This is a genomic window from Aureimonas sp. AU4 (assembly GCF_001463765.1).
GTDB lineage: Bacteria > Pseudomonadota > Alphaproteobacteria > Rhizobiales > Rhizobiaceae > Aureimonas.
Genome location: NZ_BBWK01000067.1, coordinates 39700 through 63891, shown reverse-complemented (window position 1 = coordinate 63891; position 24192 = coordinate 39700). Strand labels below are relative to the sequence as shown.

The 24192-nt window shown below is 66.6% G+C and carries 26 protein-coding genes, 1 tRNA gene and 1 riboswitch; of the genes, 12 read left to right on the top strand and 15 right to left on the bottom strand.

Going from position 1 to position 24192, the window contains the following annotated elements:
* Positions 1–374: 374 nt before the first annotated feature.
* A complete protein-coding gene (locus tag AUL35_RS22255) occupies positions 375–788 on the top strand; it encodes a hypothetical protein (protein ID WP_156418061.1) in 414 nt (137 codons plus the stop codon).
* A gap of 12 nt (positions 789–800) precedes the next feature.
* On the top strand, positions 801–1109 hold the full coding sequence (locus AUL35_RS17835) for a hypothetical protein (protein WP_062017263.1): 309 nt from the start codon (positions 801–803) through the stop codon (positions 1107–1109).
* A 236-nt stretch (positions 1110–1345) separates the two neighbouring features.
* Here AUL35_RS17835 and AUL35_RS17830 read toward each other — a convergent pair whose 3' ends face one another.
* Positions 1346–2029 carry a recombinase family protein gene (locus tag AUL35_RS17830; protein WP_062017260.1) on the bottom strand — a complete coding sequence of 228 codons (684 nt, stop codon included), beginning with the start codon at positions 2027–2029 and terminating at the stop codon, positions 1346–1348.
* 237 nt (positions 2030–2266) lie between these two features.
* Here AUL35_RS17830 and AUL35_RS17825 point away from each other — a divergent pair, with 237 nt between their 5' ends.
* From AUL35_RS17825 to AUL35_RS17795, 8 genes are all read left to right on the top strand, one after another.
* Positions 2267–2551, top strand: coding sequence for a hypothetical protein (locus AUL35_RS17825; protein ID WP_062017257.1), 285 nt, complete (start codon positions 2267–2269; stop codon positions 2549–2551).
* A gap of 192 nt (positions 2552–2743) precedes the next feature.
* Positions 2744–3193: a hypothetical protein gene (locus AUL35_RS17820; RefSeq protein ID WP_062017254.1), complete on the top strand. Its 450-nt coding sequence runs from the start codon at positions 2744–2746 to the stop codon at positions 3191–3193.
* 4 nt (positions 3194–3197) lie between these two features.
* Positions 3198–6140: a hypothetical protein gene (locus AUL35_RS17815; RefSeq protein ID WP_062017250.1), complete on the top strand. Its 2943-nt coding sequence runs from the start codon at positions 3198–3200 to the stop codon at positions 6138–6140.
* A 93-nt stretch (positions 6141–6233) separates the two neighbouring features.
* Complete coding sequence (locus AUL35_RS17810; protein ID WP_156418060.1) at positions 6234–8492, top strand: right-handed parallel beta-helix repeat-containing protein; 2259 nt, start codon at positions 6234–6236, stop codon at positions 8490–8492.
* 223 nt (positions 8493–8715) lie between these two features.
* The gene (locus AUL35_RS17805; protein WP_082666423.1) at positions 8716–10800 is read left to right on the top strand and encodes an Ig-like domain-containing protein; all 2085 of its coding nucleotides are present in this window, start codon (positions 8716–8718) and stop codon (positions 10798–10800) included.
* Positions 10801–10907: 107 nt separating this feature from the next.
* On the top strand, positions 10908–11606 hold the full coding sequence (locus AUL35_RS17800; RefSeq protein WP_062017240.1) for a serine protease: 699 nt from the start codon (positions 10908–10910) through the stop codon (positions 11604–11606).
* Positions 11607–11807: 201 nt separating this feature from the next.
* Positions 11808–12356: a hypothetical protein gene (locus AUL35_RS22250; protein ID WP_156418059.1), complete on the top strand. Its 549-nt coding sequence runs from the start codon at positions 11808–11810 to the stop codon at positions 12354–12356.
* A 55-nt stretch (positions 12357–12411) separates the two neighbouring features.
* Positions 12412–12948, top strand: a complete 537-nt coding sequence (locus AUL35_RS17795) for a hypothetical protein (protein WP_156418058.1) — start codon at positions 12412–12414, stop codon at positions 12946–12948.
* 1071 nt (positions 12949–14019) lie between these two features.
* Here the strand turns inward: AUL35_RS17795 and AUL35_RS22245 are convergent.
* The 3 genes from AUL35_RS22245 to AUL35_RS17785 all read right to left on the bottom strand — a co-directional run bounded on the left by AUL35_RS22245 (position 14020) and on the right by AUL35_RS17785 (position 15718).
* Complete coding sequence (locus tag AUL35_RS22245) at positions 14020–14349, bottom strand: hypothetical protein (RefSeq protein ID WP_156418057.1); 330 nt, start codon at positions 14347–14349, stop codon at positions 14020–14022.
* A 481-nt stretch (positions 14350–14830) separates the two neighbouring features.
* A complete protein-coding gene (locus tag AUL35_RS17790; protein ID WP_062017235.1) occupies positions 14831–15406 on the bottom strand; it encodes a hypothetical protein in 576 nt (191 codons plus the stop codon).
* Between the two features lie 12 nt (positions 15407–15418).
* Positions 15419–15718, bottom strand: a complete 300-nt coding sequence (locus tag AUL35_RS17785) for a hypothetical protein (RefSeq protein WP_062017232.1) — start codon at positions 15716–15718, stop codon at positions 15419–15421.
* Between the two features lie 83 nt (positions 15719–15801).
* Between AUL35_RS17785 and AUL35_RS17780 the strand changes: the two genes are divergently transcribed.
* On the top strand, positions 15802–16122 hold the full coding sequence (locus AUL35_RS17780; protein ID WP_062017229.1) for a hypothetical protein: 321 nt from the start codon (positions 15802–15804) through the stop codon (positions 16120–16122).
* A gap of 69 nt (positions 16123–16191) precedes the next feature.
* On the opposite strand, the gene AUL35_RS23080 is transcribed toward AUL35_RS17780, so the two are convergent.
* The 4 genes from AUL35_RS23080 to recQ form a co-directional block, all read right to left on the bottom strand.
* Complete coding sequence (locus AUL35_RS23080) at positions 16192–16314, bottom strand: hypothetical protein (RefSeq protein WP_280137354.1); 123 nt, start codon at positions 16312–16314, stop codon at positions 16192–16194.
* Positions 16315–16420: 106 nt separating this feature from the next.
* Entirely contained in the window at positions 16421–16783 is a 363-nt protein-coding gene (locus tag AUL35_RS17775; protein WP_192847115.1) for a hypothetical protein, read from the bottom strand.
* Between the two features lie 132 nt (positions 16784–16915).
* Positions 16916–16992: transfer RNA gene (locus AUL35_RS17770), tRNA-Arg, on the bottom strand.
* Between the two features lie 83 nt (positions 16993–17075).
* On the bottom strand, positions 17076–18923 hold the full coding sequence (gene recQ, locus AUL35_RS17765; RefSeq protein WP_062017223.1) for a DNA helicase RecQ: 1848 nt from the start codon (positions 18921–18923) through the stop codon (positions 17076–17078).
* 237 nt (positions 18924–19160) lie between these two features.
* Between recQ and AUL35_RS22240 the strand changes: the two genes are divergently transcribed.
* A complete protein-coding gene (locus tag AUL35_RS22240; protein WP_156418056.1) occupies positions 19161–19307 on the top strand; it encodes a hypothetical protein in 147 nt (48 codons plus the stop codon).
* 35 nt (positions 19308–19342) lie between these two features.
* Here the strand turns inward: AUL35_RS22240 and AUL35_RS17760 are convergent, their stop codons facing one another.
* From AUL35_RS17760 to AUL35_RS17730, 7 genes are all read right to left on the bottom strand, one after another.
* Complete coding sequence (locus AUL35_RS17760) at positions 19343–20062, bottom strand: LrgB family protein (protein WP_062017284.1); 720 nt, start codon at positions 20060–20062, stop codon at positions 19343–19345.
* 5 nt (positions 20063–20067) lie between these two features.
* Entirely contained in the window at positions 20068–20457 is a 390-nt protein-coding gene (locus AUL35_RS17755; RefSeq protein ID WP_062017219.1) for a CidA/LrgA family protein, read from the bottom strand.
* 81 nt (positions 20458–20538) lie between these two features.
* Positions 20539–21345, bottom strand: a complete 807-nt coding sequence (thiD, locus tag AUL35_RS17750) for a bifunctional hydroxymethylpyrimidine kinase/phosphomethylpyrimidine kinase (RefSeq protein WP_062017216.1) — start codon at positions 21343–21345, stop codon at positions 20539–20541.
* A complete protein-coding gene (locus tag AUL35_RS17745) occupies positions 21342–22292 on the bottom strand; it encodes an ABC transporter substrate-binding protein (protein WP_062017213.1) in 951 nt (316 codons plus the stop codon). The genes thiD and AUL35_RS17745 overlap by 4 nt, the downstream gene beginning before the upstream one ends.
* 14 nt (positions 22293–22306) lie before the next feature.
* A complete protein-coding gene (locus AUL35_RS17740; protein ID WP_082666425.1) occupies positions 22307–22981 on the bottom strand; it encodes an ABC transporter permease in 675 nt (224 codons plus the stop codon).
* A gap of 186 nt (positions 22982–23167) precedes the next feature.
* Positions 23168–23269, bottom strand: a riboswitch (TPP riboswitch).
* A 139-nt stretch (positions 23270–23408) separates the two neighbouring features.
* Positions 23409–23663, bottom strand: a complete 255-nt coding sequence (locus tag AUL35_RS17735) for a DUF2171 domain-containing protein (RefSeq protein ID WP_062017210.1) — start codon at positions 23661–23663, stop codon at positions 23409–23411.
* A 116-nt stretch (positions 23664–23779) separates the two neighbouring features.
* Entirely contained in the window at positions 23780–23953 is a 174-nt protein-coding gene (locus AUL35_RS17730) for a DUF2934 domain-containing protein (RefSeq protein ID WP_244493815.1), read from the bottom strand.
* Between the last annotated feature and the right edge of the window lie 239 nt (positions 23954–24192).

Genomic DNA, 24192 nt, shown 5'->3' with positions numbered 1-24192 from the left:
AGATTACCAAAAACGGTATTCTTCTCTTACTCGCACTTGTTCTCTGTTTCCGCACGCGCACAAGCCACAACGTCAACAGCGGTTGAGCGGGCGTTCGGGCTCGGCGGAACCGCTTCCGTAATACGTAAGCACGCTGGCTACAGCCTAAGGCTTCGAGTTGGCGCGATACCTCAGGGCCTCACTTGTTCTGGCATGTCGAGCGAGGCGTCGGCATGACGAAACCCCGGACGCTTGCGCAACGCGTTTGGGCCGCTTCGCCTCGGTTCCGTGCGATCGGGCGCCGCCAATGTTTGGCGTTGAACGCCGCCCGTGCCCTTGCCCCGCGTTGTTCGGCCACCGCGAAGTCCACGGGCGAGCGCTGCAAGCAGGCGGCTATGCCGAACGGCGTTTGCGCGTCACATGGTGGAAAAACAGGTGCCGGGCTTCGCTGGCATAGACTGCAGCCGCCCAACCCTTCGCACTCCCGTGCCGCGCAGAAGGCCGAGCGCAAACTTCGCGACCAGCTTCGGAAGAGCAAGGAACGTGCGGCTCGCCTCGCGCAGATGACGCCCGAAGAGCGCCAGGCTTACGAGGAGTGGCAGAGAAGCCATCAGCCCGGCGACCCGAAACGGCGCGCCGCCGATCGTGCGCGCCGACAGCGGGACCGCGAAGCCGGCGAGCTTATCCGCCAGGAACGGCCACCTTCGCCGCGAAGCGCAGAGCGTGCCGCGTTGGTCGCGCAGATCGAAGCGCTCGAACGCAAAAATGCCGAGGCGGACGCCGCGTCGGCTCCCAGCATCTTCGATTGAAAGGGGAAGAATATGCCGAAGACATTGGACGATCGTCGCCGCGCCGTGATGGAGCGGTTGGGTTCCGAAGGCCTGGAGGCAGCCGCCGACGCGGCGATCTCGGTTTGTCGGGATCCGAAGGCTCCCGCGCCTGCGCGTGCCACGGCCGCCGGCCTCATTTTTCGCGCCACTGCGCTGGGAGGCTTCGGAAAGGAGGAGGACGAAGGGCTGGACAAGGAAGCGCACGAGATGAGCCCCGAGGAAACCCGGCGCGCCCTCGCGCGGCTGCAACGCAAACTGGCCGAAGAGGACGGCGAAGCGGACGAAACCGTTTTCGGCTAGACCGAATACGACGCTTGCAGCCGTCGAGAGTCTGGAGGCCGTTTACAGGCTGGAAATCGGCCTCAAACGCCTGCGGCGCAGGGCTTTGCGGGGTGTGCATCCACTTTTGCGCATCGGCCGGTGCGGGGGTGGTGGGCAAATCGCCCGTAAACGTCCTGAAAGCCCTGCGCGGCAAGGGTTCAAGGTGGTGGTCCGAGCGGGGCGAAACGGGAAATCCCGTTTTGGGTGTGTGCGGGCTAGGCCGCCCGCGCCAGGATCCGGCCGACCTGGACGGCCGACCATGCACCGCCGCGCGCCGTGCGCACCGCGCGGGCGTTCAGCGTCTCGGCGATCGCGCGGTGTGAGGTCGTGCCGGCCGCCTGGACGCTCCTGATGATCGGCAGGACGTTCGCGGCGAAGGCGTCGGCCTCGCGCGCGTTCGAGGCGGCGCCGGCCTTGCTGGCCTCGCCGAGGTTCTTCGGGTTGCCCAGCTTCGCGCCCGCCTCCTTCTTCGCCTTCAGCGCGGCTTTCGTCCGTTGCGAGATCAACTCGCGTTCTTTTTGAGCCAAGGCGGCATAGACATGGAGCATGAACGGATCCGCGTCGGCGCCGAGCTCGGCCACTATGAACGGCACGCGCTGTGCCATGAGGCCAGCAATAAACGCCACGTCGCGCGACAGGCGATCGAGCTTGGCGACGATCACAGGGCACCGCAGCTTGCGCGCCGCCGCCAACGCCGCGGCGAGCTGCGGCCGGCGGTCCAGCGCGTCGGCGCCCTTCGCGGTCTCGACTTCCTGGAACGTCTGGGCGATCTCATAGCTGTGCGCCACCGCGAACTGTTCGATGGCCGCGCGCTGCGCTTCCAGGCCGAGCCCGCTCTTGCCTTGGCGATCCGTCGAGACGCGGACGTAGGCAACGAGGGGGCGGGAAGGGGCGTTCATGGCGGCCTCACGGGGCGGGTGTTACAACATCAAATGAGCGTATGGTGTTGTAACACGTTGCGTAGCGCGATCAAGCTTCATAAGCTGACGACTATGTAAAACAGTGATCTTGTCTGTTTCGTATGGCGTTGTTGGCCGCCAAGATCAATATTGACTCTCCGGTACTCGTTTCTGGACATTCCCTCGGTAAACAACGGGAGGAATGAAATGCGTAAAGAGAGAACGAACGCACATCCGATGGAATTGCGTTACGCGTGCGAAGCGATGAGGGCGGCACGCAAGTCTATCCGAAGCGGTGCGGACGACGAGACCGTCCGTCTTGACATCATCGAAGTCGCATCGATCGGAATGCACGCTGACTACCTAAGCAATGCCGATCGCGTCGAGCGTTTCCTCCGCGAGATGCTGATGTCGGATAACGCGACGGCGCGCTCGACTGCGGCGAGCGAGTTGGAGCGGATGGACGAAGATTTCCGACGTCAGACGGAAGAGTTGCGCTGCCGGTTAGAAGCGGTCGGCTGATGCCCGCACCCCGGCCCGACCCCTGGTCCACCCCCCGGTAGCGGTCCGAACGCTCTAGCGGGGACGGCATCGACGCCGCGAACAAATTTCCGGCCGCGCCGAACTTTTGGACGCTTCGTCCATGCCGTCCCCAACGCCCAAACCGGAAACCACCCGATATTTCTGGTCGCCTGCGCCGACTACTTTCGGCACATGGAAAAGGACGCCGCCGACTACGCCCACCGCCTCGCGATGATCCGCAACTTCCTCCGCGACGCCGCGGCAGGGAGGGACGTCGGTCGCAACGTGTCGGAAGCGCTCTACGGCGCCGACCGCTTCGGGCGCCACCAGCTCGACGCGCGCGACGCGGAGGATCTTAGCTATCTCGCCGTCAGCGCGGCCGCGAAGGCTTGCGAAACCTTCCCGGCATGGGTCCCGCGGCCGCACATCCGCCGGGGCTTCCGCAGCTTCCTGGATTGGCTCGACGTCGCGCAGCTCCCGCCGGCCGAACGCAAGGCACGGGCCTGCCTGGACCGCTCCCAGCGTCTCCGCATCCTGCGCAACGCCGCCCACAACGCATCGCTGGAAGCGGACATCGAAGAGCGCGCGACCGACCAGTGGACGCGCATCGCCGCCGAGATCAAGCGCACCGTAGGGGAGTAGGGCCATGGCCGGAGCTGCCGCAGCCGCCGACGCGGGCACGATCGAGGCCGAGCTGTTCGACGGCACGATCCTGGAATTTCCGGCCGGCACGTCCGACGAGGTGATCCGGCGCGTCGCGCGGGAGCAAACTCAGGCCCGCCGTGCTGCCGCGCCCGCACCGCAGGCGCCGGCCGGCCAGCCCGCACCGTCGCAGCCCTGGCAGGGCGGCGTGCCGGTCGGCGGCGTCGGATCCGTCGCGCCGACGCCGCGCGAGGACAACATCGTCGACACGATCATGGGTATGGGAACCGAGCGCACGGTCGCCGACCATGCCACCGGCCTCGTGCGTTCGGGCGCAGAAGGCTTCAACCGCGGGCTTGCCGGCGTCATCGGCCTGCCGGTCGACGCCGCGAACGCAGCGCCGATGCTGGCGAACCTTCTTCCGGGCGTTAAGGGCGTCGGGCCGATCAGCGACCGCCCGCTCGGCGGCTCGCAATCGATCCGGGACATGGGAGAGACCGTCGCTGCCGTGTTCGGTGTCGAGCCGTACCAACCACAGAACGCCGCCGAGCGCATCTCGGGCCGCGTCGGCCAGGAGGTCGGCGCAACGACCGCCTTTCTCGCCGGTCCCGTCGCGGCCGGTGCGCGGCTCGGTGCGGCGAGTTCGCGCGCGTTGCCCGCTCCCCTTCGCACCTTCGTCGAGCCGGCCGCGGTCGCGCCTGGTCAGCTCGTGCGTCGCGAGGGCACGCTGGCGATGGGCGCCGGCACCGGCGCGGGCGTCGCGAACGAGATCGCGGGCAACCCGCAGGAGGGCGACAATCTCGCATCTGACTTCACGGGCTCGCTCGTCGGTGCGCTCGCAACCGGCGGCATCAGTGCGGCCGGCGGCGCCGTCGGCAACCTGTTCTCCGCTGCGCGCGGAACGTCCGCCTATGTCGACGACGTGGTGGGCGAGGCCGTCGCCGATCAGCTCATCAACTCGTCTACCCGCATGGGCGCGCAGGCCGCCGAGACGGGCACGCTGGACACGTCGGGGCTCGTCGCGGATCTGCGCCGGCCGGCGCCCGTCGAGGACGCCATTCCAGGCTACCGCGCGAACATCGCCGACCGCACGCGCGATCCGGGCCTCGCGACCTTCGCGTTCAACACCGACGGCGCACGCCCCGGCGCAGCCGCCGCGCGCCGCACGGCCAACGAGGGCGCCGTGAACCGCCAAATGGAAGCCATGGCTCCGACCGGCGATCCGGGCCAGTTCCGCGCGGCCGTCCAGGCATCGGTCGATCAGCGCATTGCGGACGCCGACCGCACGGCCGAGGACGCCACGGCCGCGATCGAGGCTGCGCAGCAGCGCCTTGCACCAACGGTCCCCTACGCAGAAGCGCGTGGCGCGACCGTTCGCTCGGGCATCCGCAACGCCGAGCGCACCGCGCGGGCCGGCGAGCGTCAGGCATGGTCCAGCATCTCCGGCGAGGTCGACCCGGCCCCGCTCGCCGAAAGCTTCCGCGAGGTCGGCACCGATCTGCCGCTCGCGCGCCGCGCCGTGGTCGGGGATATGGGTCCGATGCTCGGTATCCCCGCGCAGCTCGCCGGCCGCGAGGCGCCGGCCGATCTGCAAGAGATCACCTCGCTCTCGTCGGCGCTCTCGACGGCGCGGCGCAACGCCCTCAGCGGCCCGCAGCCCGATCGCAACCGGGCCGACGTGTTGCAGACCTATATCGACGGCCTGAACGGCTTCCTGGACGATGCGGTTGGCGGCGAGACGGCCGGGCAGCTTGCCACCGCGCGCGGTGTGTCGCGCAATGTCAACGAGCGCTTTGCCCGTCCCGGCGATCCGCTGGCCGGCGCGCTGGCGACGCGCGAGGGTCGTCCCGTCCAACCGGACAGTGCGGTCGCGCGCACGTTCGTGCAGCCGGACGCCGGGCAGGCATCGAACATCGATCGCCTTCTCGCCGAGACTGACTTGGGCAGCCAGGCGCAGGGCGTGCGCGCAGCCATTCGCGACGAGATCCTGGCCGACGTCGGCAAGCGGGGCCTGTTGGGCAAGCCCGACCACGTCGAGGGCTATCTGCGGTCCTACGGCCGGGTGTTCGATCGCTTCCCGGATCTGCGCGGCGAGCTCATGGACGCTGCCGCGACCGGCCGCACGGCGGACACAGCACGCCGCACCGCCGAGACGATGCGACGCGATCTGACGACGCCGGGCCGCTCGGCGGAGGGCTCCTATCTTCGCTATGGAGACGAGCGCACGATCGATGCCATTCGCACCGTCACGAACGCGTCCGAGCCGCGCCAGGCCGCGCGCCAACTCGTCGAAGCGGCCGGCGGCACGCCCGAGGCGCGCCGCAACGCGCAGGCCGCGCTTTGGGCGGACATTCGCCAGACCGGTCGCATGCAAGCCGAGGGCATGACCGGTGAGACCCGTTGGAACGGCAAGAAGCTGCGCGACTTCCTGGCCGACCCGAAGCGCTCGGCGGTCGCCGAAGAGCTTTACGCCGATGCGCCGGACGAGCTGGCAGCGATCCGCGAGGTGTTCGGCGCGCTGGCGTCGGCGGAGGGAAGCGGGCGGGCACGCGCCGCGGGCACAAGCGGCACGGGCCAGGTGCTGACCGGCAAGTACGATCCGTCACTCTCGGCCGCATCGATTGCCTCGCGTATGCGCTCGGTCAACCGCGGGCAGCTCTCGCCAGGCATCGCGGTGATCGACGTCCTGTCGACGTTCCTGCGCAACCGGTCGAAGCAAGTCCAGGCGCGAGCGATCGACACGATTGCCGCGTCGGTCGTGAACGAACCGGGGATGGCGGCCGACTTGCTCGAGCGCTTCAACCCAGCCGATCGTGCCGCGCGGCGCCGCCGTCTCACGCAGCGCTACGGCGCCCGCGCCACGCAAGTCCTGAACGTCCTCGATGAGGTCGAGGACCAGGACGGCAACGGCGAGACGGTGGGAGCGATCATGCGCGCCCCATCCTGACCGCCCACCCGATCCACGCAGACGCATTCCCCACCCCAACCCCTGCGACCCCGAAGGAGCCAACGGAGAAACGAGCCGAAGAAAGGGCCGCCCGTGGCTAACCCCAAGAAGTATGTCCCGAGCTATTCTTTCTCGGGCTTCCAGACGTCGAACCCTCGCGCGCCGTTGCCGGCGCCGCGGCTCGACGACGAACTCGCCAACCTCTCACGCACCAGCGGCGAGACGATCGACGCGCTCGCGCAGATCCGCCGCTCCGACGGCCAGCTCGGCAGCGGCATCGTCACGCTCGACAGCCTGTCGGCCGAAGTCCGCGGCCGTCTCGGCGGTGGATCGGGTGGCGGTTCTGGCGGGGGTGGGGTTGGTCTGCCGATTGCCATTGGCGACGTCTCGGGCCTGCGCGGCGAGCTGGACACGCAACGCGCCAACCTTCTGGCGCTCGACAACGAGCTCGACGGCGTACCAACCGCGATCGGAGCGGCGCGCGACGCCGCCGTGTCGACCGTGCTGGCGCAGCGCGGGGCGCAGAACGGTCTGGCGCCGCTCGGACCCGACGGCCTTCTCCCCGCCAACGTCATTCCGGGCGGCGCCGGGGGCGGAGGCGGCGATCTCGGCTACACCCCCGAAGACGTCGCTCGCAAGAACGCAGCCAATGGCTATGCCGGCCTCGACGGCAACGGCAGGCTGATCGCCACGCAACAGGGCTTCCAGCCCGATCCCGTCGGGGCGCCCACGGTGTTCGTGCCGGTCGGCCAGCGTTTGGGCCAGGTCGTCACCCTGACGGACGGCTATGTCGAAGGGTCGAACCTGACGGACTTCTCCGATCTGATCGACGCCAACCTGACGCGCGCCATCGCGCAGAAGCGGCCCTTCTTCATCCCGCAGGGCCTTTTTACGGCCCGGCGCCGCTTCTCCTACAACAACACGGGCATATCCATCCAAGGCTACGGCAAGTCGCAGTCGGCGATCGTGTGGGGAGCGGATGCGACGACGGAAGGGTTGGAGTTCAACGCCGGCGCCGACCAGAACCGGCCGGATTACATGCTGTTCCAGGACTTCGCCCTCTTCACCCGGAAGAAGAACACGGGCGAGGCGCTTCGATGCTCGTTCGCCAACCAGATCATTCCCAACAACGGCAACCCGGTCGTCGCCAACCGCTACAGCACGCGGTTCAAGCTGGAGGGTGTTGCGGTCGCCGGCTACGTCGGTGCGTTCAAGGACGGCTTCAACAAGGGCGTGACCGTCCTCTACGAGATCGACGCTCTCTTCCGCGACTACCAGTTCAACGGTCCGATCAACGGCTCGGAGCCCAACTACGGTGCCGAGTACGGCGCCTATGTCGGTGCGGTCAACGGCTACGGGCATCCGACAGGGCCGTTCTTCGATACCGTGAACATCTTCCACGCGAAGAACGGCATCATCGTCGAGGGTAACGAGGGATCGGTCGTCACCAACAGCCAGATCGTCGGCGTCAACAACGGCATCAGCTTCAAGGACGACGCCGGCCGGCCCTTGTTCATCGTCACGGACACGCACGTCAATGCGTCGGCCGCCTGCATCATCATCGAGAATTGCAATCAGTTCTCGGTGAAGGGTTGCGTCCTCTACAAGCTGATCGCCGCCAACAGTGGCGGGTCCGGCATCATCGTGCGCGGCGACGTCAGCGGGTGGGGTTCGATCATCGGGAACCACTTCGAGAACTCGGATACGAGCAATCCCTCCACGGTCTTCAATTCGATCGTCATCGAGAAGGGCCACGACATCACGATCGATGGCAACCTGTATCGGCGAAACTGTCCGGCGCATATCGGCGGCGTCTGGCTGACGACCGGATCCAGAAAGGTCACGGTTGGGCCGAACGAGCGCTACGAACAAGCCGATGGGCCTTTCGGAGGTGTCGACTATGGGGTTCTCGATCAGGGCACGCAGAACATGTCGCCGGGCTTGGGGGCGCGGTTCCAACGCAACTCCAACCGCGTCCTGTCGGCGGCTACGCTCAACATCATCCCGTTCGATGGGCTCTACGAGGTGACGGGTAATCCAGGCGACGACATGACCGACGGGGTGTTCACCGTCACCTCGGACGGGGTGTGGCAGTTCACCGCCGGCATCCAGTGCGCCAGCGGCAGCGCGGGCGGCGTCATCTTGAACATCCAGAAGAACGCGACCTCAGGCAACGCCATCGTCGGCACCAGCGGAACGTTTGCCTCAGGCGATCCGGTCGCGATGTCGGTGACGACCGGTCCGCAGAGGTTCAAGAAGGGCGACCAGATCCGGGTCGGCGTGAACCCCGCGACGGCACGGACCCTACAGGCCGCATCGTCGACCTTCTTCGAGGCCCGGCGGTTGTCATGAAAACTCGATTAGGGAATCGTGCTGGTGCCCATTTGGCCGAGGATAAGCTCCAGCGCGGCAACGTTTTGGATCTCTCCTCAGAACAATTCGGCTGACAACCACAACCCCGCAGCTTTTTCCCGATATCTTACGCAACGTATCGTGGTAGGTCGATTTGAACGTTGCTCGCAGCCGGAGGGGGTGGTTGCGCGGCAGGGTACAGTCACCCTCTTAGGACTTGCAGATGGCTCCTCTTCCATCCGGCCCAAGTGGCGTTTTCGTAGGCTTGGCAAACTCTTCGGACACGGGAACCCCGTTCGATGGCGTCACGTCCGATACGACACCAACGTTCGGCTTTGGCTACGTCGACGGATCCAGAAACGCGCCGGTCCAGATATTCCGCGACGGCGTACTGGTTTCCGAGACGCAAACCGACTCCAGTGGGTTCGGCTCCTATGTCTCCCCGACGCTGGCAGACGGAACCTATGTTTTCACTGCCGTCGACCCCACCAGTTCGACCCCTGGCAACCTATCGCCCTCCGTCGTCACAATCGACACAGTTGCTCCTCAGGTGACCTATGCCGCGTATAACGGCAACCAGATCATCCTGACCTTCGACGGGAAACTGGACGAGAGCGTCACTATCGACCCGTCCCCCTTCGAGGTCACGATCGGCGGCCAACCCGTCTACAACGAAATCACGATATCGGGGAATGAGGTCATCATCGGCCTGCAATCCCCTCCGGCCAGCGGTGATATCGTCGTTCAGTACACGGATCCCACCGCTGGTGACGATGCAGTCGCAGTTCAGGATCGGGCCGGCAACGACCTCGCATCGGTCACTATCAATGCCGTCGTCGATGTGACCGGCGACACCACACCGCCCGTTCTGCAGTCCTCGACAGTGGTGGGTGATACGCTCACCCTCGACTACGACTCGTTCCTGCGTCAGGGCGCACGGGCAGACGTCTCGTCGTTCACTGTCACGGCCGATGGAAATCGAATTTTGCTGCGAACCGTCGAGGTCGTCGGCGATACCGTCGTGCTGCGCTTGGCTCGGCCCGTCCTAGAAAGCGAGCAGGTCCAGTTTTCCTACTCGCCGACCGGCACGGAAACTCAGGACCAAGCGGGAAACGCGGCGGCAGCCGTACCGACGACGGATGTGACGAACAACACGGACAACACGGCGCCGTCCGTCACCGTCGCGATCGTGGATGCCGCTTTGAGCGTCGGCGATACCGTCTCGGCGGTCACATTCACCTTCTCCGAAGTGCCGACCGGCTTCACTGCGGCCGACATCACAGCCGTTGGCGGCACCGTTTCCGGCCTTGCCGTGGATCCAAGCAACCCTCTTGTCTACACCGCGACGTTCACGGCCAGCGCTGGCTTCAACGGTGTAGGATCGGTGACCGTCGCCGCCAATTCGTACCTCGACGCAGCAGGCAATAACGGACTTCTTGGCTCGGACACGGTCTCGATCAATACCATCGTTTCGGACGGCGGCACCACGCCGCCGCCCCTAACGCAGGGCACCCCGGGCAACGACAACATCGCTGTCGGAACCTCGACGACGCCTGTCTTCGGCGGGGCTGGCGCCGACCAGATCACGGCAACGCCTTCTGCCGGCACCACCGCACAACTCTACGGCGGTTCAGGCTTCCTCGACCCCAACGACGCAGGTGACACGATCTCGGTGTCGGGGGCTGGCTCGGCGGTTGTCTATGGCAACGGCGGCGACGATCAGATCGTCGTCACCTCGACCGGTGCGGCCAGCGTCTTCGGTGGCGTCGGCGACGATCAAGTGACGATCCGCAACGACGCTGCCAACCAGGTGACGGCCGGCCCGGGCGCCGATGTGATCCAGATCACGGGCAACGGCAACAACCAGGTGCTGGGCGGATCTCAGATCACCGATCCCAACGATGGGGCCGACCAGATCACCATCTCTGGCAACGGCAACAACCTTGTCTACGCCAACGGCGGCGATGACGTGATCGTCTTCTCGGGCACGGGCAACAACACGGTGTATGCCGGTGTCGGCAATGACACCATGACGGGCGGCTCCGGCAGTGACGTGTTCGTGGGCGGTCCGGGCGACAACGTCTACACGGGCGGTGCGGGCTCGGATACGTTCGTGTTCACGGCTGGCAGCCGCGACATCATCACCGACTTCAGCTTCGCCCAGGGCGACCGTCTCAACGTCGGCGGGCAGGCCTACAGCGTGACGACGGCGAGCGACGGGTCGGCGGCTCTGGTGTTCGCGGATGGCGGCGTGATCATCCTGCAGGGTGTCACGCAGGCGCAGTTCTCGGACAGCTACGTCGCCTGAAGCGACCAGGCCGACGATAAACGAGGAGGCCCGCCCGGTTCGCGCCGGGCGGGCCTTCTACGTTTTGACACGCGTTAAAGCTGGCAACGGGCTATCAAGGATCACCCATGCGCATCGTGATCGCCCTCCTATCCATTCTCGCCGCCGCAACGCCTTCCCACGCGCAGGAGGTCGATAACGGAACCCGCCACCGCGTCGACATCAGCGCGCCGCCTTGGAACGCAGTTGGTCAGGTCAATACGGCCGCATACAGTCGGTGCACCGGCATCCTGATCAGCCGGCAGATGGCCGTGACCGCCGCGCACTGCCTGTTCAATCGTGCAGCGGGACGGTTCCTTGCTCCTTCGTCGGTCCACTTCGTTCTCGGCTACGATCGGGGCGCCTATGCCTTCCAGACGGTCGCCAGCGAAATCCGTATGGACCCGGCGCAAGACGGGACGCGCACACTCGTCGCCGCGCCGCGCGATTGGGCCGTGCTGGTGCTGGCCGACGCGGCACCGATCTCGATCACGCCCTTGCCGGTGGCCGACGTCGAGCCGGAGACGGGAGCCGAGCTATCAGCGGCCGGCTTTGGACGGGATCGGGCCTATGCCCTCACCGTCGCGCACGACTGCCGGAGTATGGGACTGACAGCTCCTGACCTCCTAGCAATGCGGTGCCCGGTCATCCAAGGCTACTCGGGCGGGCCGGTCCTGAATGGAGCCGGCGAGCTCGTCGGCATCACCGTCGCCGGCACGAAGACCCGGGACGGCGACGTCGCGCTGGCGGTTGCGAGCGGCGCATGGCGGGCGGCGGTGGGGCTGTAGTGTTACAACCTCGCACCACCTAGCGCGAACCGGTCAACTGGGTTGCGAGCGCGCTCTATCACCCGGACAATCTAGTATCCACTCCTGTAGCGATCAGCTTCAAGACCCTTCGTGCATTTACCCTTTCTTCACGTTCTTCTCGCGCGATGCGTGTGGTTTGTGCTCGAAAAAGCGTGAGGGTCACGATCGACAGGGGCAACGATGACGCATTCAGCGACCACAGCCAAGCAAACAGCCAATCCGCGTCCGTTGTCGGCGTACACCGATAAGGAACTCAGCACGCTCGTCGCGAACTATCGACGGAAGGGTGCGACCGCCGATCCACGTTATAGCAATATTGTTGCTGAGTTGCACCGACGTGGCGCCGGCAATCTCGACCTCGCGATCACGATCCGCTTCTTGCATCGCGCCGCATCCGACGGCCGGTACGTATCGTACGGTCAAGTCGCCGAGGCGAACGGGCGCGACTGGAACGACGTCCGATATCCTATGAACACCCACCTTTGGGCCCTCGTTGACTTTGCCCGCCGGGCAGGGTGGCCCATGCTGAGTGCGCTGATCGTCAATAAGGCGAACGTCGAAACCGGCAGCATGGACGACGGGACGAAGAAAGGATTCGCGACAGCGGCGCGATCACTTGGCCATATCGTTCAGGATGAGCAGGCATTCCTCGATGCGCAACAAGCGGCATGTCGAGCGTGGGGAGCGACAGCGCTGGACGAGAGCCTTCTCCCAACTAGTCGAACTTGATCAACACCATTCCAGTCTTTCTGCAGATCACGCTATCTACTTGGAATCGCGCACCATGACCACAACTACCCTCCCGAACCATCCGCTGTTCGACGATGGCAACTTCCAAGTTTTCCAATCAGAAAAAGAAGGCCTTGAAGGCCTCGCCAACAGGGTAGTCACTCGTGGTTCTGTCGGTTACCTGCGCATTCTGGGCCAGGAGCCGGAATGGCAGATGATGACCATGACGGCTGACGAGGACGACGGCGAGATCCTCGTGTGCCGTGATGTCCCGCGCCTCCTACGAGCAGCTGAGGCGTTCTCACGGCAAAGAGGGTTCACACCTCAGATGGCGCACGATCACGCAGGCAGGCGCTACGTGAAAATGTGTCGTATCAAGCGTGAGTACGAGGGGGAGACACTCGACGCCCTATTGATTGAAGCAATTCGACAGTTCTTCAAAGCGTACGATCACATGGAGCTGAGTTATACCAAGACGGATCTCAACGATCTGTATGCGGCGATCGCGCCGTCCGAGGACGCAGGCGACGTCTATCTCTCGGACGGGGTCTGGCTCGGTGCCGACGGTTCACTCAGCGATCGTGGCAGATGATGCAATCGGTGCGCTGGTAAGCGTAGCTCGCGTCGCCCTCATCACACGGTCAGGAGGACCGCACCGGCTCGGGTCGGGCGTTGTGTCCTATGAAGTGGTGCGGAGTTGTAGACCGGAGGCTCAGGCCAGTGCACTAACGTCTCGTGCATGTCTGTGCCTCAGAACATCCCCCACTACGCTCCAAGCGGAGGAACTTCGCTGTTCTAGCGCCGCCTCGTATGCCCGCGCACGTAGGTGCCATTCTTGCGATAGTAACCGCGGACGTAGGTGCTTCCTCCGCTGCTTCCTGATGAGTAGGTGCCATAGCCAGAGTATCCGCCGGGGCGGGATGCCGCGCTGCGCAATCCACAACGTCGGCCCGCAGCATCCAAACTCTCAGGCGTGGGGCAGTTTCCGCTGTATGATCCAAAAGAGCCGGTTTGCGTTGAGCTTGCAGCCGCGTATCCCTGCGAGACAGAACCACCAACGAATGCCGTGTCGCTTAGAGCCGCTGTGGCCTCTCGGGAGTTCGATCGTCCGAACTCAACGAAGGTGCTTGCACCGTCGGAGAACTCGACTGTCGCATAGCCGGTGGAGGGTTCGAGACCTCTCCGATACAACGCAAGACCCGACCTTCCGTCCGTGCAACTGACGGGCACGCTAAGGGTCGAAAACTGTCCAGCGTCCTCATACTCGCCACTGCAACGGACAGCGCGTTGCTGGTTGATCATCACCAGCGACGAAAGGTTCGCCGCGCTCCGATCGAAGCCGCCCCCTCCGCTACTTGTCGGCGTTGCACAACCTCCGAACGCGAGGCAGCCAAGCAGTCCAACTAGCCAACGGCTTCGCATCCGCCCCTCCGACACACTCTCGGGTTGATGTCGGACGCGTTGTCAGTTCTTGTCGAGATGTTCTCCCTGGTTCCCACAAAAAACTCAACGCGTGCACGAAAAATGTCACGATCCGGTCGCGCTGACGCTGTGATCAGGTTGATCGACGGCGTGTTGCGTCCGGCTCGTGTTTCGCCGCCCTAACGACGGAGTCGAGATGCGGGCAACGCCGGGCGCATGGCAGCGAGCGTTCTTGCTATATTCACCCTTCACTCATCGCCGGACGGTTGTTCCGTTTGACAGCCCCTTGCGGCACTGGTTCATCGAATGCATGGGGATCGAACTTTCTCAACTCGACAATTTGCGGTGCAAAGGAACCGGTGCGATCGCGGTTGCGCATCTTCCCCTTCCGGTCGCCGAGCACATCGGATGCACGCTTGGCCTCGCATACATATCGGCGCAATCGATCCGACACATTTTGCGGGATCATTCCGACGTGGAATTGATCGACCTCGTCTGCCTCCCGGACATGGTGCGAACAGGACTCTGGATTGCAGATCGCCCCCGAGAGGCTTGCGTGCTCTACGATCATCCGTTGCGGGATCTACGCTTCAAAGCTGCGATCAAAGCGGTTGGTGCCGGCCACGAGACGTATATCGGTACGTTCCATCGAGTTGCCCCGAGGCAAACACGATCGATCCTTCGTCGGGGCACGGTGCTTTGCGGTAGTTTGCAGGAGGCGGTGGGCGACCTGGCGTAGGTCGCCCACCAAGTTGAACGCGATGGGGCCTGCCTTGAACCCCACAAAGCGCTCCGAAACAAGGATCCCCGTTTCGTGCTACGGCCGGCAGATTGTCACCGTGTCGCGCGTTCGTATTCAGCATGCGCATGCGCCGCATAGGGAGCGTTAACGGATCACTCCCGTCCACGCTATCCCCGTTTTGCACAGACGCTTCAACAATTGCATTGCATGTCTGTTCCGACGCTTGCGTTTAAACGCAATCCGAGTCTGCGATCTAAATCGCGTCGCCGTAAACAAAGTCGGCACCAAAAGAGGGCGTTGCGTGTGTTGCTCACGGCCACAACACGTCGGTCAGCTTCTCCGCTAGAAGCGTGACAACCACACCCAGCACGAAGATCGCCGCGGCAATCGCCTTGCGCTTGCTCATCTCGAACCACGTCGCTGGCCATTCCGATTGCGGGAAGATCGGAGCGCCGCCAGCATAGCCGACGAGCGCCTCGCGCGCCGTCACCTCGATGTGCTTCGCGATCGCAGTTTGTGCTTCCCGCGCCCGTTCGTCGACCCTATGGCTGTCGCCGAATGGTGCGGTGCCGGTCGAACGGCGTCCCGCATATTCGCCGAGAGCTTGGCGGAAGTAGTCGAGCGCCCGTTCGGTCGGCGGCACGAGCTGGGCGGGGCGAACCTGGCGCGCCTTGCAGATCCCGAGCACATAGCTCCAGACGTGATCGATCGCGCGCAGCGTGGCCTCCCGGATCACGCGAAACTCTTCCATCTCATGACGTGAGTTGCCAGGATCAATTGAGGCCCGCTTCTCAGTCGCCTCGCGCAGGATCATCGGCCAAATGAGGTCGATCCGGTAACGGATGTCCCGGACGAGCTCCTCGACCTCGATTTCAGTCTTCGGCATGGGGACCGCTTCTCAATCGTCGTTCGTGGCGTCCAGCTCGTCGGGCCGGAGCCCCTCGTCGGGCGCGCCCGCCCGGTCCCGCAGCCGCACGCCGGCCCCGCCGCCGTTCTCCGGGATGAACTCGACGCCAGCCGCTTCCAGGGCGGCCCGGATCGCATCGACGGTGCGCGTCTGCGCTGCCAGGGGGCCGGGTGAGGTCTCCAACCGCTTGATGGACGGGAGCGAGATGGAGGAGGCGGCGGCGAGCTCCTTCTGCTCCCATCGGATCAGGGCGCGAGCCGCGCGGACTTGTTCGCTCGTAATGGCGCTCACGACGACCTCGTAATACCTCAGGTATTGACAGTGCCTCAGGCACCGATTAACTCCTCAGGTATCACAACAGGAGTTAAGCCACAATGAACGCCCTTCACTCCATCCCGCGCGCCGTCCCCGCACCGGTCGACCCGCTCTTAGCGATCGTCCGAGCCCACCGGGCCGCGGTCGTCCGACTGAACGCCGCCACCGGCAGGGCCGCGGAACGAACGGCCGACGCGCAGCTCGGCGCCGTCCTGGACGAGATCGTCGACCGCACGCCCGTGTGTACGTCGGATGAGGGCGCCTTCGCAGCGCTGGCGCTGATCGCCCGCGAGCGCGACCAGTACGCCGAGAGCGCCATCCACGACGCGCTCATGAGAGCCGTCCTGGACTACGCGCACCGCCGGCAGCTCGACGCCTGACGGGCTCCAGCAACATGTTGAAACGACAAAGGGCCGCTTCGTGCGGTCCTTTTCACATTCGGCCGGGCGTCAGCCCTTCTTCTTGCCTGCCGACGGCTCCAGGCCCTTCGTGCTTGGAGCTGCGGCGATCGTCTTCTCGACGGCCTTTTTGGGCTTGCGCCCCTCCTTCGATCCGTTGCGCTTCTCACCCATCGATCGGTCCTCCAAAAGTTGCCTTGCAGCCTTGCACGCTTCCGACCGAGCGGCCCCATCCTTTCTTCACTCGCGCCCCACACACCGGACTGTGTGGGACACCCCGCTAGATCGGAAGGAGCTGGCACGGTCCGGTGCGCGTCGAGCCGACGATCGTCCAGCCGTCGGCGGTCGCGCCGTGCCCGTTGTCGATCGTCTCGACCAGAAGCCGACAGGCCGTCGCGTTCGAGACGCCCGGCGCGCTCGTGACGACGGTCGGTCCCTCGAACACAAAGACACGTCCCGTCGCGACCGGGTAGAAGGACACGGGCACGAGGCCGGTTTCCATGTTGAAGGCCGCGACTGTCTGGCCGTGATACGCACGAAGCCGTGCGCTCTGCGCCTCTTCGATCTGCGCGCCCGTCTGGCAGCCGGCTAGTGCTAATAGCGCCGTGCCGCTCATGATTCGTCCCAAACCCCTGTGCTTCATGCCTGTCCCTCCGCTGCGATCGAAGCGAACAGGCGGGAAGGGGAGCGCACGCGCAAGCCGTCGCCGGACGCCGCTATGTGGGAAGCGTCTGTGGGACGTCGGCGTCAGATTGAGCTAAGTCATTGGAAAGACTGGCGCACCCGACAGGATTCGAACCTGTGACCTCTGCCTTCGGAGGGCAGCGCTCTATCCAGCTGAGCTACGGGTGCCGGGGAGCCGTTGCGGGAACGGTCCGACGCCTTGGTACAGGATGGCGGGGCGTAGGACAAGGCGGGGCGCGAGATGCCGGCGGTCAGCCGTTCTCGGTCAGAACGTGAAGAAAGTCCGCGCCGAAGGTCTGGAGCTTGAGCTGCCCGACGCCGGGGACCGCCAGAAGCGAGCGTTCGTCACGCGGGCGGCGCTCGGCCATGGCGCGCAGTGTCGCGTCCGAGAAGACCATGTAGGGGGCGATCGCATTGTCGCGGGCAAGCCGCGTGCGCACCGCGCGCAGCGCCTGGAAGAGTTCGGCATCGGCGGGCGCAAGGTCCGCCGCGCCGCTGCCGACCCGCTTCAGCTCGGTCGCGCGGCGGGCGCGGTCGCGGCGCAGGGTGACGACCCGCTCCTTGCGGAAGACGGCGCGCGCTTCCTCGCGCAGGACGAGCGCGCCGTAGGCGGCGTGATCGACCTCGATCAGGCCCATGGCGGTGAGCTGGCGCGCGATCGAGCGCCAGCCGCGTGCATCGCGGCCCGAGCCCTTGCCGAAGACCGGGATCTGGTCGTGTCCCATCTGGCGAACCTTGTCGCTCGCCTTGCCGGTCAGGACCTCGATCACGTGGCCGAGACCGAAGCGCTCGCCGGTCCGGTAGATCGCGGCCATCAGCTTCACAGCATCCTCCGTCCCGTCGAAGGTCTCGACCGGTGAGAGGCAGGTGTCGCAATTGCCGCAAGGGGCGGAAAGCGTCTCGCCGAAATGCTGCAGCAGCACGGCGCGGCGGCACTGGGCCGTCTCGCAGATGCCGAGCAGGGCCTCGAGCTTGGCGCGCTCGACCCGCTTCACGGCTTCGTCGGCCGCGCCCTCGTCGATCATGCGGCCGCGCTGCACCACGTCCTGCAGGCCGTAGGCCATCCAGGCTTCGGCCGGCTGCCCGTCGCGGCCGGCGCGGCCCGTCTCTTGGTAGTAGGCCTCGACGGAAGAGGGCAGGTCGAGATGCGCGACGAAGCGCACGTCCGGCTTGTCGATGCCCATGCCGAAGGCGACCGTCGCAACGAGGATCAGGCCCTCCTCGCGCAGGAAGGCGTCCTGGTGCTCGGCCTTTAGAAGATTGTCCATGCCGGCATGGTAGGGCAGGGCGCGGATGCCCTCGCGGTTCAGCCAGTCGGCCGTCTCCTCCACCTTGCGGCGCGACAGGCAGTAGACGATGCCCGAATCCCCGTCGTGGTCCTTGAGGAAATGGAGAAGCTGGCGGCGCGGCTCGTCGCGCTCCACGATCGCGTAGCGGATATTAGGCCGATCGAAACTCGTCATGAAGACGGGCGCCTCGGTGAGGCGCAGGCGCTCTGCGATGTCGGCGCGGGTCGCGGGATCGGCCGTGGCGGTCAGCGCGATGCGCGGCACGTTCGGATAGTCGTCGGCAAGGCTCTCCAAAAGCCGGTATTCGGGGCGGAAGTCATGGCCCCATGCACTCACGCAATGCGCCTCGTCGATCGCGAAGAGGCTCACCGGGATGCGCGAGAGCACCTGCCGGAAGCCCGGCATGGCGATGCGCTCGGGCGTCACGTAGAGGAGATCGAGCTCGCCCGTCATCAGTTGCCGGCGCACCGTGGCGCGCGCCTCCTCGTCCATTGAGGAGTTGAGCGCGGCGGCCCGCACGCCGGCTTGGCGCAGGGCCTGCACCTGGTCGCGCATGAGCGCGATGAGCGGCGAGACGACGATGCCGACGCCCTCGCGGCAGAGCGCGGGCACCTGGTAGCAGATCGACTTGCCAGCCCCCGTCGGAAACAGGACCAGCGCGTCGCCGCCGCCCGTCACGTGGCGCACGACCTGTTCCTGGTGCCCGCGAAACGCCGCGTGGCCGAAGACCTGCCGCAGGACCTCGTAAGGGTCCGGGCGGGAGTGGTCCAGGTCGAACAGGGCATCCGTTCGGGCGAGGGGGCGGGACATGCGAAACTCCGATCGGACAGGGAATGTCTCCGGCGCGGGAGCCGCCCTGTCCTCGTCAGTCATCGGGGAATGTCATGCCCATGACAACCATCTGCGTCATTCTTGCGGCCGAGCGGATGCAGGGCCGGGTTGTGCGGAAGTGGGTTGAACTCGCGTCCACATGGCGTTAGGGCACCGCCCCTATCCGGCAAGAGTGTTTCGAGGCCGGTTCGAGAAACAAACTGAACGAGGCTTGTCATGAGCGCAGTTCCCATCACCCGTGACCAGTTCGTCTGGCAGGAAGGCCAGTCGGCGGCCCGCGCGCGCCGCAGCCGCAAGGACAACCCTTACCGCCCCGGCAGCGCCGACTGGCGCGCCTGGACGGGCGGCTTCGAGGCCGTCTGACGCGCCCCGGCCGGCCACGGTCGGCCGGCCCGCCGCTACAGAAGCCGGGGCAGAAGCGCCGGCAGGATCAGGGACGTCGCCACCGCGTTCAGCGCCATGGCGATGCCGGCGAAGGCTCCGGCCACGGGATCGACCGCGAAGGCGCGCGCCGTCCCGATGCCGTGGGAGGTGAGGCCGACCGCAAAGCCGCGCGCGGCGTAGTTGCGGATCCGCAGCGCGTTCATGAGCGGCGTGACGACCACCGCGCCGAAGATGCCGGTCGCGATGCATAGGACCGCCGTCAACGCCGGATCGCCGCCGAGCTTTTCCGACAGGCCCATCGCGACCGCCGCGGTTACGGATTTGGGCGCGAGCGAGACGATCGCTTCCGGCGGGATCGCAAAGAGCCGCGCCAGCCAGACGGCGGAGGCCACCGCAACCAGCGAGCCGGTGGGCAGGGCGACCGCCAGCGGCAGGAGATGCAGGCGCACCAGCCGGCGGTGGCGATGGAGCGGCACGGCGAGGGCGACGGTCGCCGGCCCCAGGAGGAAGTGCACGAACTGCGCGCCCGCGAAGTAGGTCGCATAGGGCGTCGCCGTCAGCGCCAGCACGAGGCAGAGCACGACAATCGCTGCCATGACCGGGTTGGCCGCCGGGTGATGGCCCGCGGCCTGCGAGAGGCGCTGGCCGAGAAGGAAGGCGACCACCGTCGCCGAGAGCCAGAAGAGCGGCGAGGCCGAAAGATAGGCCCAGAGCCCGAAGGAGTCGGCCGGCAGGCCCATCACGCGTCGTCCCCCGAGCGGCGGCCGGCGACCAGAAGAAAGATGCCGACCGTCGACAGGAGCGTCGCCAGCGCCGACAGGGCGAGCGTCGCCACGAGGCCGAGCCCGTGCGCGGCCAGGAGACCGAGATTGTCGATGACGCCGACCCCGGCCGGCACGAAGAGGAGGCCGAGAACCGAGAGGAGGCCGTCGGCGGCGCGCCCGAGCGGCTCGTCCGGCGCGCCGCCGAGCGAGGGCCACCGTGGCGCCCAGCCGCTGTCGCGCAAGACGAGGATCAGGAAGAGAAGCAGGAAGCCCAGAACCGGGCCCGGCACCGCGAGCCCCAGCGCGCGCGCCGCGCTCTCACCCACCAGTTGGCACAGGAGGAGGACGGCGATGGGCTTGAGCATGGGGCGCTTCCCGGGCGGCTGCGGGTCTGGTTTCCCGGCTTGTCGGGCGGTCGGCGCCGTGCGTCAACCGCCCGGTCCGCGTCAGTCGCGTTCGTCCCACCAGCGATGGAAGTGATGGACCGGCCCTCGTCCGTGCCCGACCCGCAGGCGGCCTGCTGCGGCCAGCGCCCCCTGAAGATAAGCGCGGGCTTCTTCCACCGCGTCGTCCAGCGCCAGGCCGCGCGCGAGATGGGCGGCGATGGCCGCGCTCAGGGTGCAGCCGGTTCCGTGGTCGCAGGTCGTCTCGATGCGCGGCGCCGCGAAGCGAAAAACCGCCTCCGGCGTCACGAGGATGTCGACACTCGATGCTCCCGTGCCATGACCGCCCTTCACGAGGACCGCCTCGGCGCCGAGCGCGCGGATGCGCTCGCCCTGGGCGCGCATGGCCGCCTCGTCGCCCGCCAGCGCCTCGCCCGCCAGGATCGCCGCCTCGGGCAGGTTGGGCGTCGCGACAAGGGCGAGCGGCAGAAGCTCGCTGCGCAGCGCGTCGAGCGCCTCTTCCGCCAGAAGACGGTCGCCGGAGGTTGCGACCATCACCGGATCAAGCACCGCGCGCCGCCCGTGGGCGCGCAGCCGCTCGGCGATGCGTCGGATGACGTCGCTGCGCGAGACCATGCCGATCTTGATCGCGTCCACCGCGAGATCGTCGAGGACGGCGTCGATCTGCGCGCCGACGATGTCGGGCGAGAGCGTTTCGACAGCGCGCACGCCGCGCGTGTTCTGCGCCGTCACGGCGGTCACGACGCTGGTGCCGAAGAGGCCGAGGGCGGAAAACGTCTTGAGGTCCGCCTGGATGCCGGCGCCGCCGCCGGAGTCGGATCCTGCGATCGTCAGGGCGATGCGCGTCATCGCGCGAGCTCCACGGCATAGGTGTCGAGCGGGGGAACGGAGGCGATCACGCCGCTGTCCTTCAGGAAGCGCGAGAAGCGTTCGGTGCGGGCGCGGTCCAGCGCGCCGGGGCGCTTGGCAAGACGCGGCACCGTGTCGGCGAAGGCCTGACGGTTCAGCGCGTCGTCGAGATCGGGATAGGCGCGCAGGAAGATGTCGCGCGCCTCGTCGGGATGGTTGGCGATGAACAGCGAGGCCTCTTCCAGGGCGTCGACGAAGCGGGGCAGGCGCGGGTCGGCCAGAAGGTCGGCGCGGGTGACGAGGATCAGCTCGTCATAGGGCGGCACGCCGTGCTCCTCGGGGTAGAAGGGCCGTCCTTCCCGCTTCACAATGCGCATCTGCGTCAGTTCGAAGTTGCGGAAGGCTCCGATCGTGGCGTCCACCGAGCCCGACAGGAGCGAGGGCGTAAGCGCGAAGTTGACGTTGACGAGGGTCATGTCCGACAACTTGAGCCCGGCACCGGCGAGCATGCCAGACAAGACGGCCTCCTCGAGCCCCGCGACGGAATAGCCGATGCGCCGCCCCTTGAGGTCGCCGAGCGAGCGGATCGGGCCGTCCTTCATCACCAACAACGTGTTGAGCGGCGTCTCGACCAGCGTCGCGAAGCGCACGAGCTTCAGGCCGGCGGCGACGTCGAGCATCAGGTTCGGCTGGTAGTGGACCGCGACGTCGGCCTGGCCGGCGGCGAGCAGCCGGGGCGGGGCGGCGGGATCGGTGGCCGGCACGAGTTCCACCTCGAGGCCGCGGGCGGCGAAAAGCCCGCGCTCGCGTGCGACCACGAGCGCCGCGTGGTCGGGATTGACGAACCATTCCAGAAGTACGCGCAGCCGTTCGGGCTCGGCGGCGGAAGCGGGCGGGGCCGCAAGGCCCGCCAGCACGGCAAGAGACAGGAGCAGCTGACGAAGCATCTTTGGGGCAGCCTTCAGGAGCGGGAGGGAAGGGGAGAGGTTTCAGGTGCCCAGGGCACGAGCCGGGGCGCGATGGCGTCGACGGCGGCGCGCAGGAGCAGCGTCATCGCCGCCAGAAGCGCCAGACACGCGAACATGAGATCGGTCTGGAGTCGCGCATTGGCCTGGATCATCAGGAAGCCGAGGCCCCCCGACGCCCCGACCCATTCGCCGATCACCGCGCCGAGCGGGGCGAGCGGCGCCGCGACCCTGAGGCCCGAGACGAAGGCCGGCATGGCGAGCGGCAGGCGGACGTGGCGGATGGCGCGCCAATGGGTGGCCTCGGTCAGCGCCGTGGCATCCAGAAGGTCGGGGTCGGTTCGGCGAAGCCCGTCCGCCAGGAAGGACGCCACCGGAAAGAAGATGACGATCGCGCTCATCGCGACCTTCGAGGCCATGCCGAACCCGAACCACAGGACCAGAAGCGGGGCGAGGGCGAAGACCGGCAGGGACTGGAGCACGAGGAGCACCGGCCAGGCGAGGGCGCCAAGGCGCGGCCAGCCCACCGTCCCCAATCCCGCCAGCGCGCCCGCCGCCGTTCCCGCAAGGAGCCCCAGCAGCGCCTCGGCGGCGGTCGTCGTGCCTTCGCACAGGAGGAGATCGCGCCGCCGCCACAGGACCTCCGCGACGCTCGCAGGGGCCGGCAGCATGTAAGGGGGCGGTCGCAGCGCGAGAACGGCGAGCTGCCAGACGGCCAGCGCCGCCAGGAGACCGAACAGCGTCTGGAACAGAACGGCCGCCGCGCGCCCGCCGAGGAGCCGACCTGACGCCTTGACGCCGGGCCGATAGGCGGGCGGCGTCCAGGCCCGCGAAGCGGACGAGAAGGGGGAGAAGGGCAGCGTCGCGTTTCCCGTTCCTACGCCGGCATGACCCGGATCAGGTTCAAGGGTTCGGCACACGCCATCTCAGCGCCCTGCGGCGCACCCCTCGGAATAACGGGAGGGTGGCGGCAGATACGGGCGGCTGTCAAGCCATCGCTCCGCTGCCCGGACATGAGAAGGCCGGCGGCTCCCCCTGGGAGCGCCGGCCTTCGAAACGTCGCTGTCTTGAACCGCCGCGTGGCGGCGGGACGGGATCTCAGGCGGCCTTGCCGCCTTCGCTTTCCTCGAAGAGTTCGGCCGCCACGTCGCCGTTGGCCGAGAGGCGCACCTTGTCACCTTCGACACCCGCCACGAGCGCGGTCGAAATGAAATGGTGCTCACCCTGCGGCAGGCCCTGTCCGCCATCCTTCTTGGTCAGCTTGATGCGATCGCCTTCCACGCGGTCCACGGTGCCGACATGCACGCCGTCCGCACCGATGATCTCCGTGTGCTCCTTGATCGGGAAGTTCATCTGTTCCGTTCCTTGCAATCGAGTGGCGGGAGCGGCCGGAAGGCGCCCCGCATCCATGGCGTGAACGCGTCAGCAACCGCTTGGATGCATCGGCGGCGCCCGCAGGACCCGAACCCTCAGCGGGCGATGAAGCGGTTCTCGTCCTCGGCCGGGGTCCGATCGGCCGGATCGCCCTCGATCTCGCGCGCGGCCTGCGCCCAGAAATCGTGCTCGTGCCCGGCGGGGCGTCCCGCCTTCTCCCAGAGGTAGTAGGCGCGATTTCTGATCTCCTGGTCCCGGTCGTGTGTCATCGCCGCCATCATCCCTTCGACGCTTCGCTCCATGCCCTTGGGCTTGCCGCAGGTTTCGGGAAGCCGACGGCAAGGCGAGCATTTCAAGGCTACATAAATCTCCCCGCGCGAAGGGAAAGCATCCCGCGACCTTCTTCTGGTGCCGGCTGCGCGTTGTCTCAACGCGCGCGCGAGTCGGCTACGCGACTGACGTGAACGTAAACGGCAGACTATTTCGTTCCCCCCGCCGCTGCGCTACC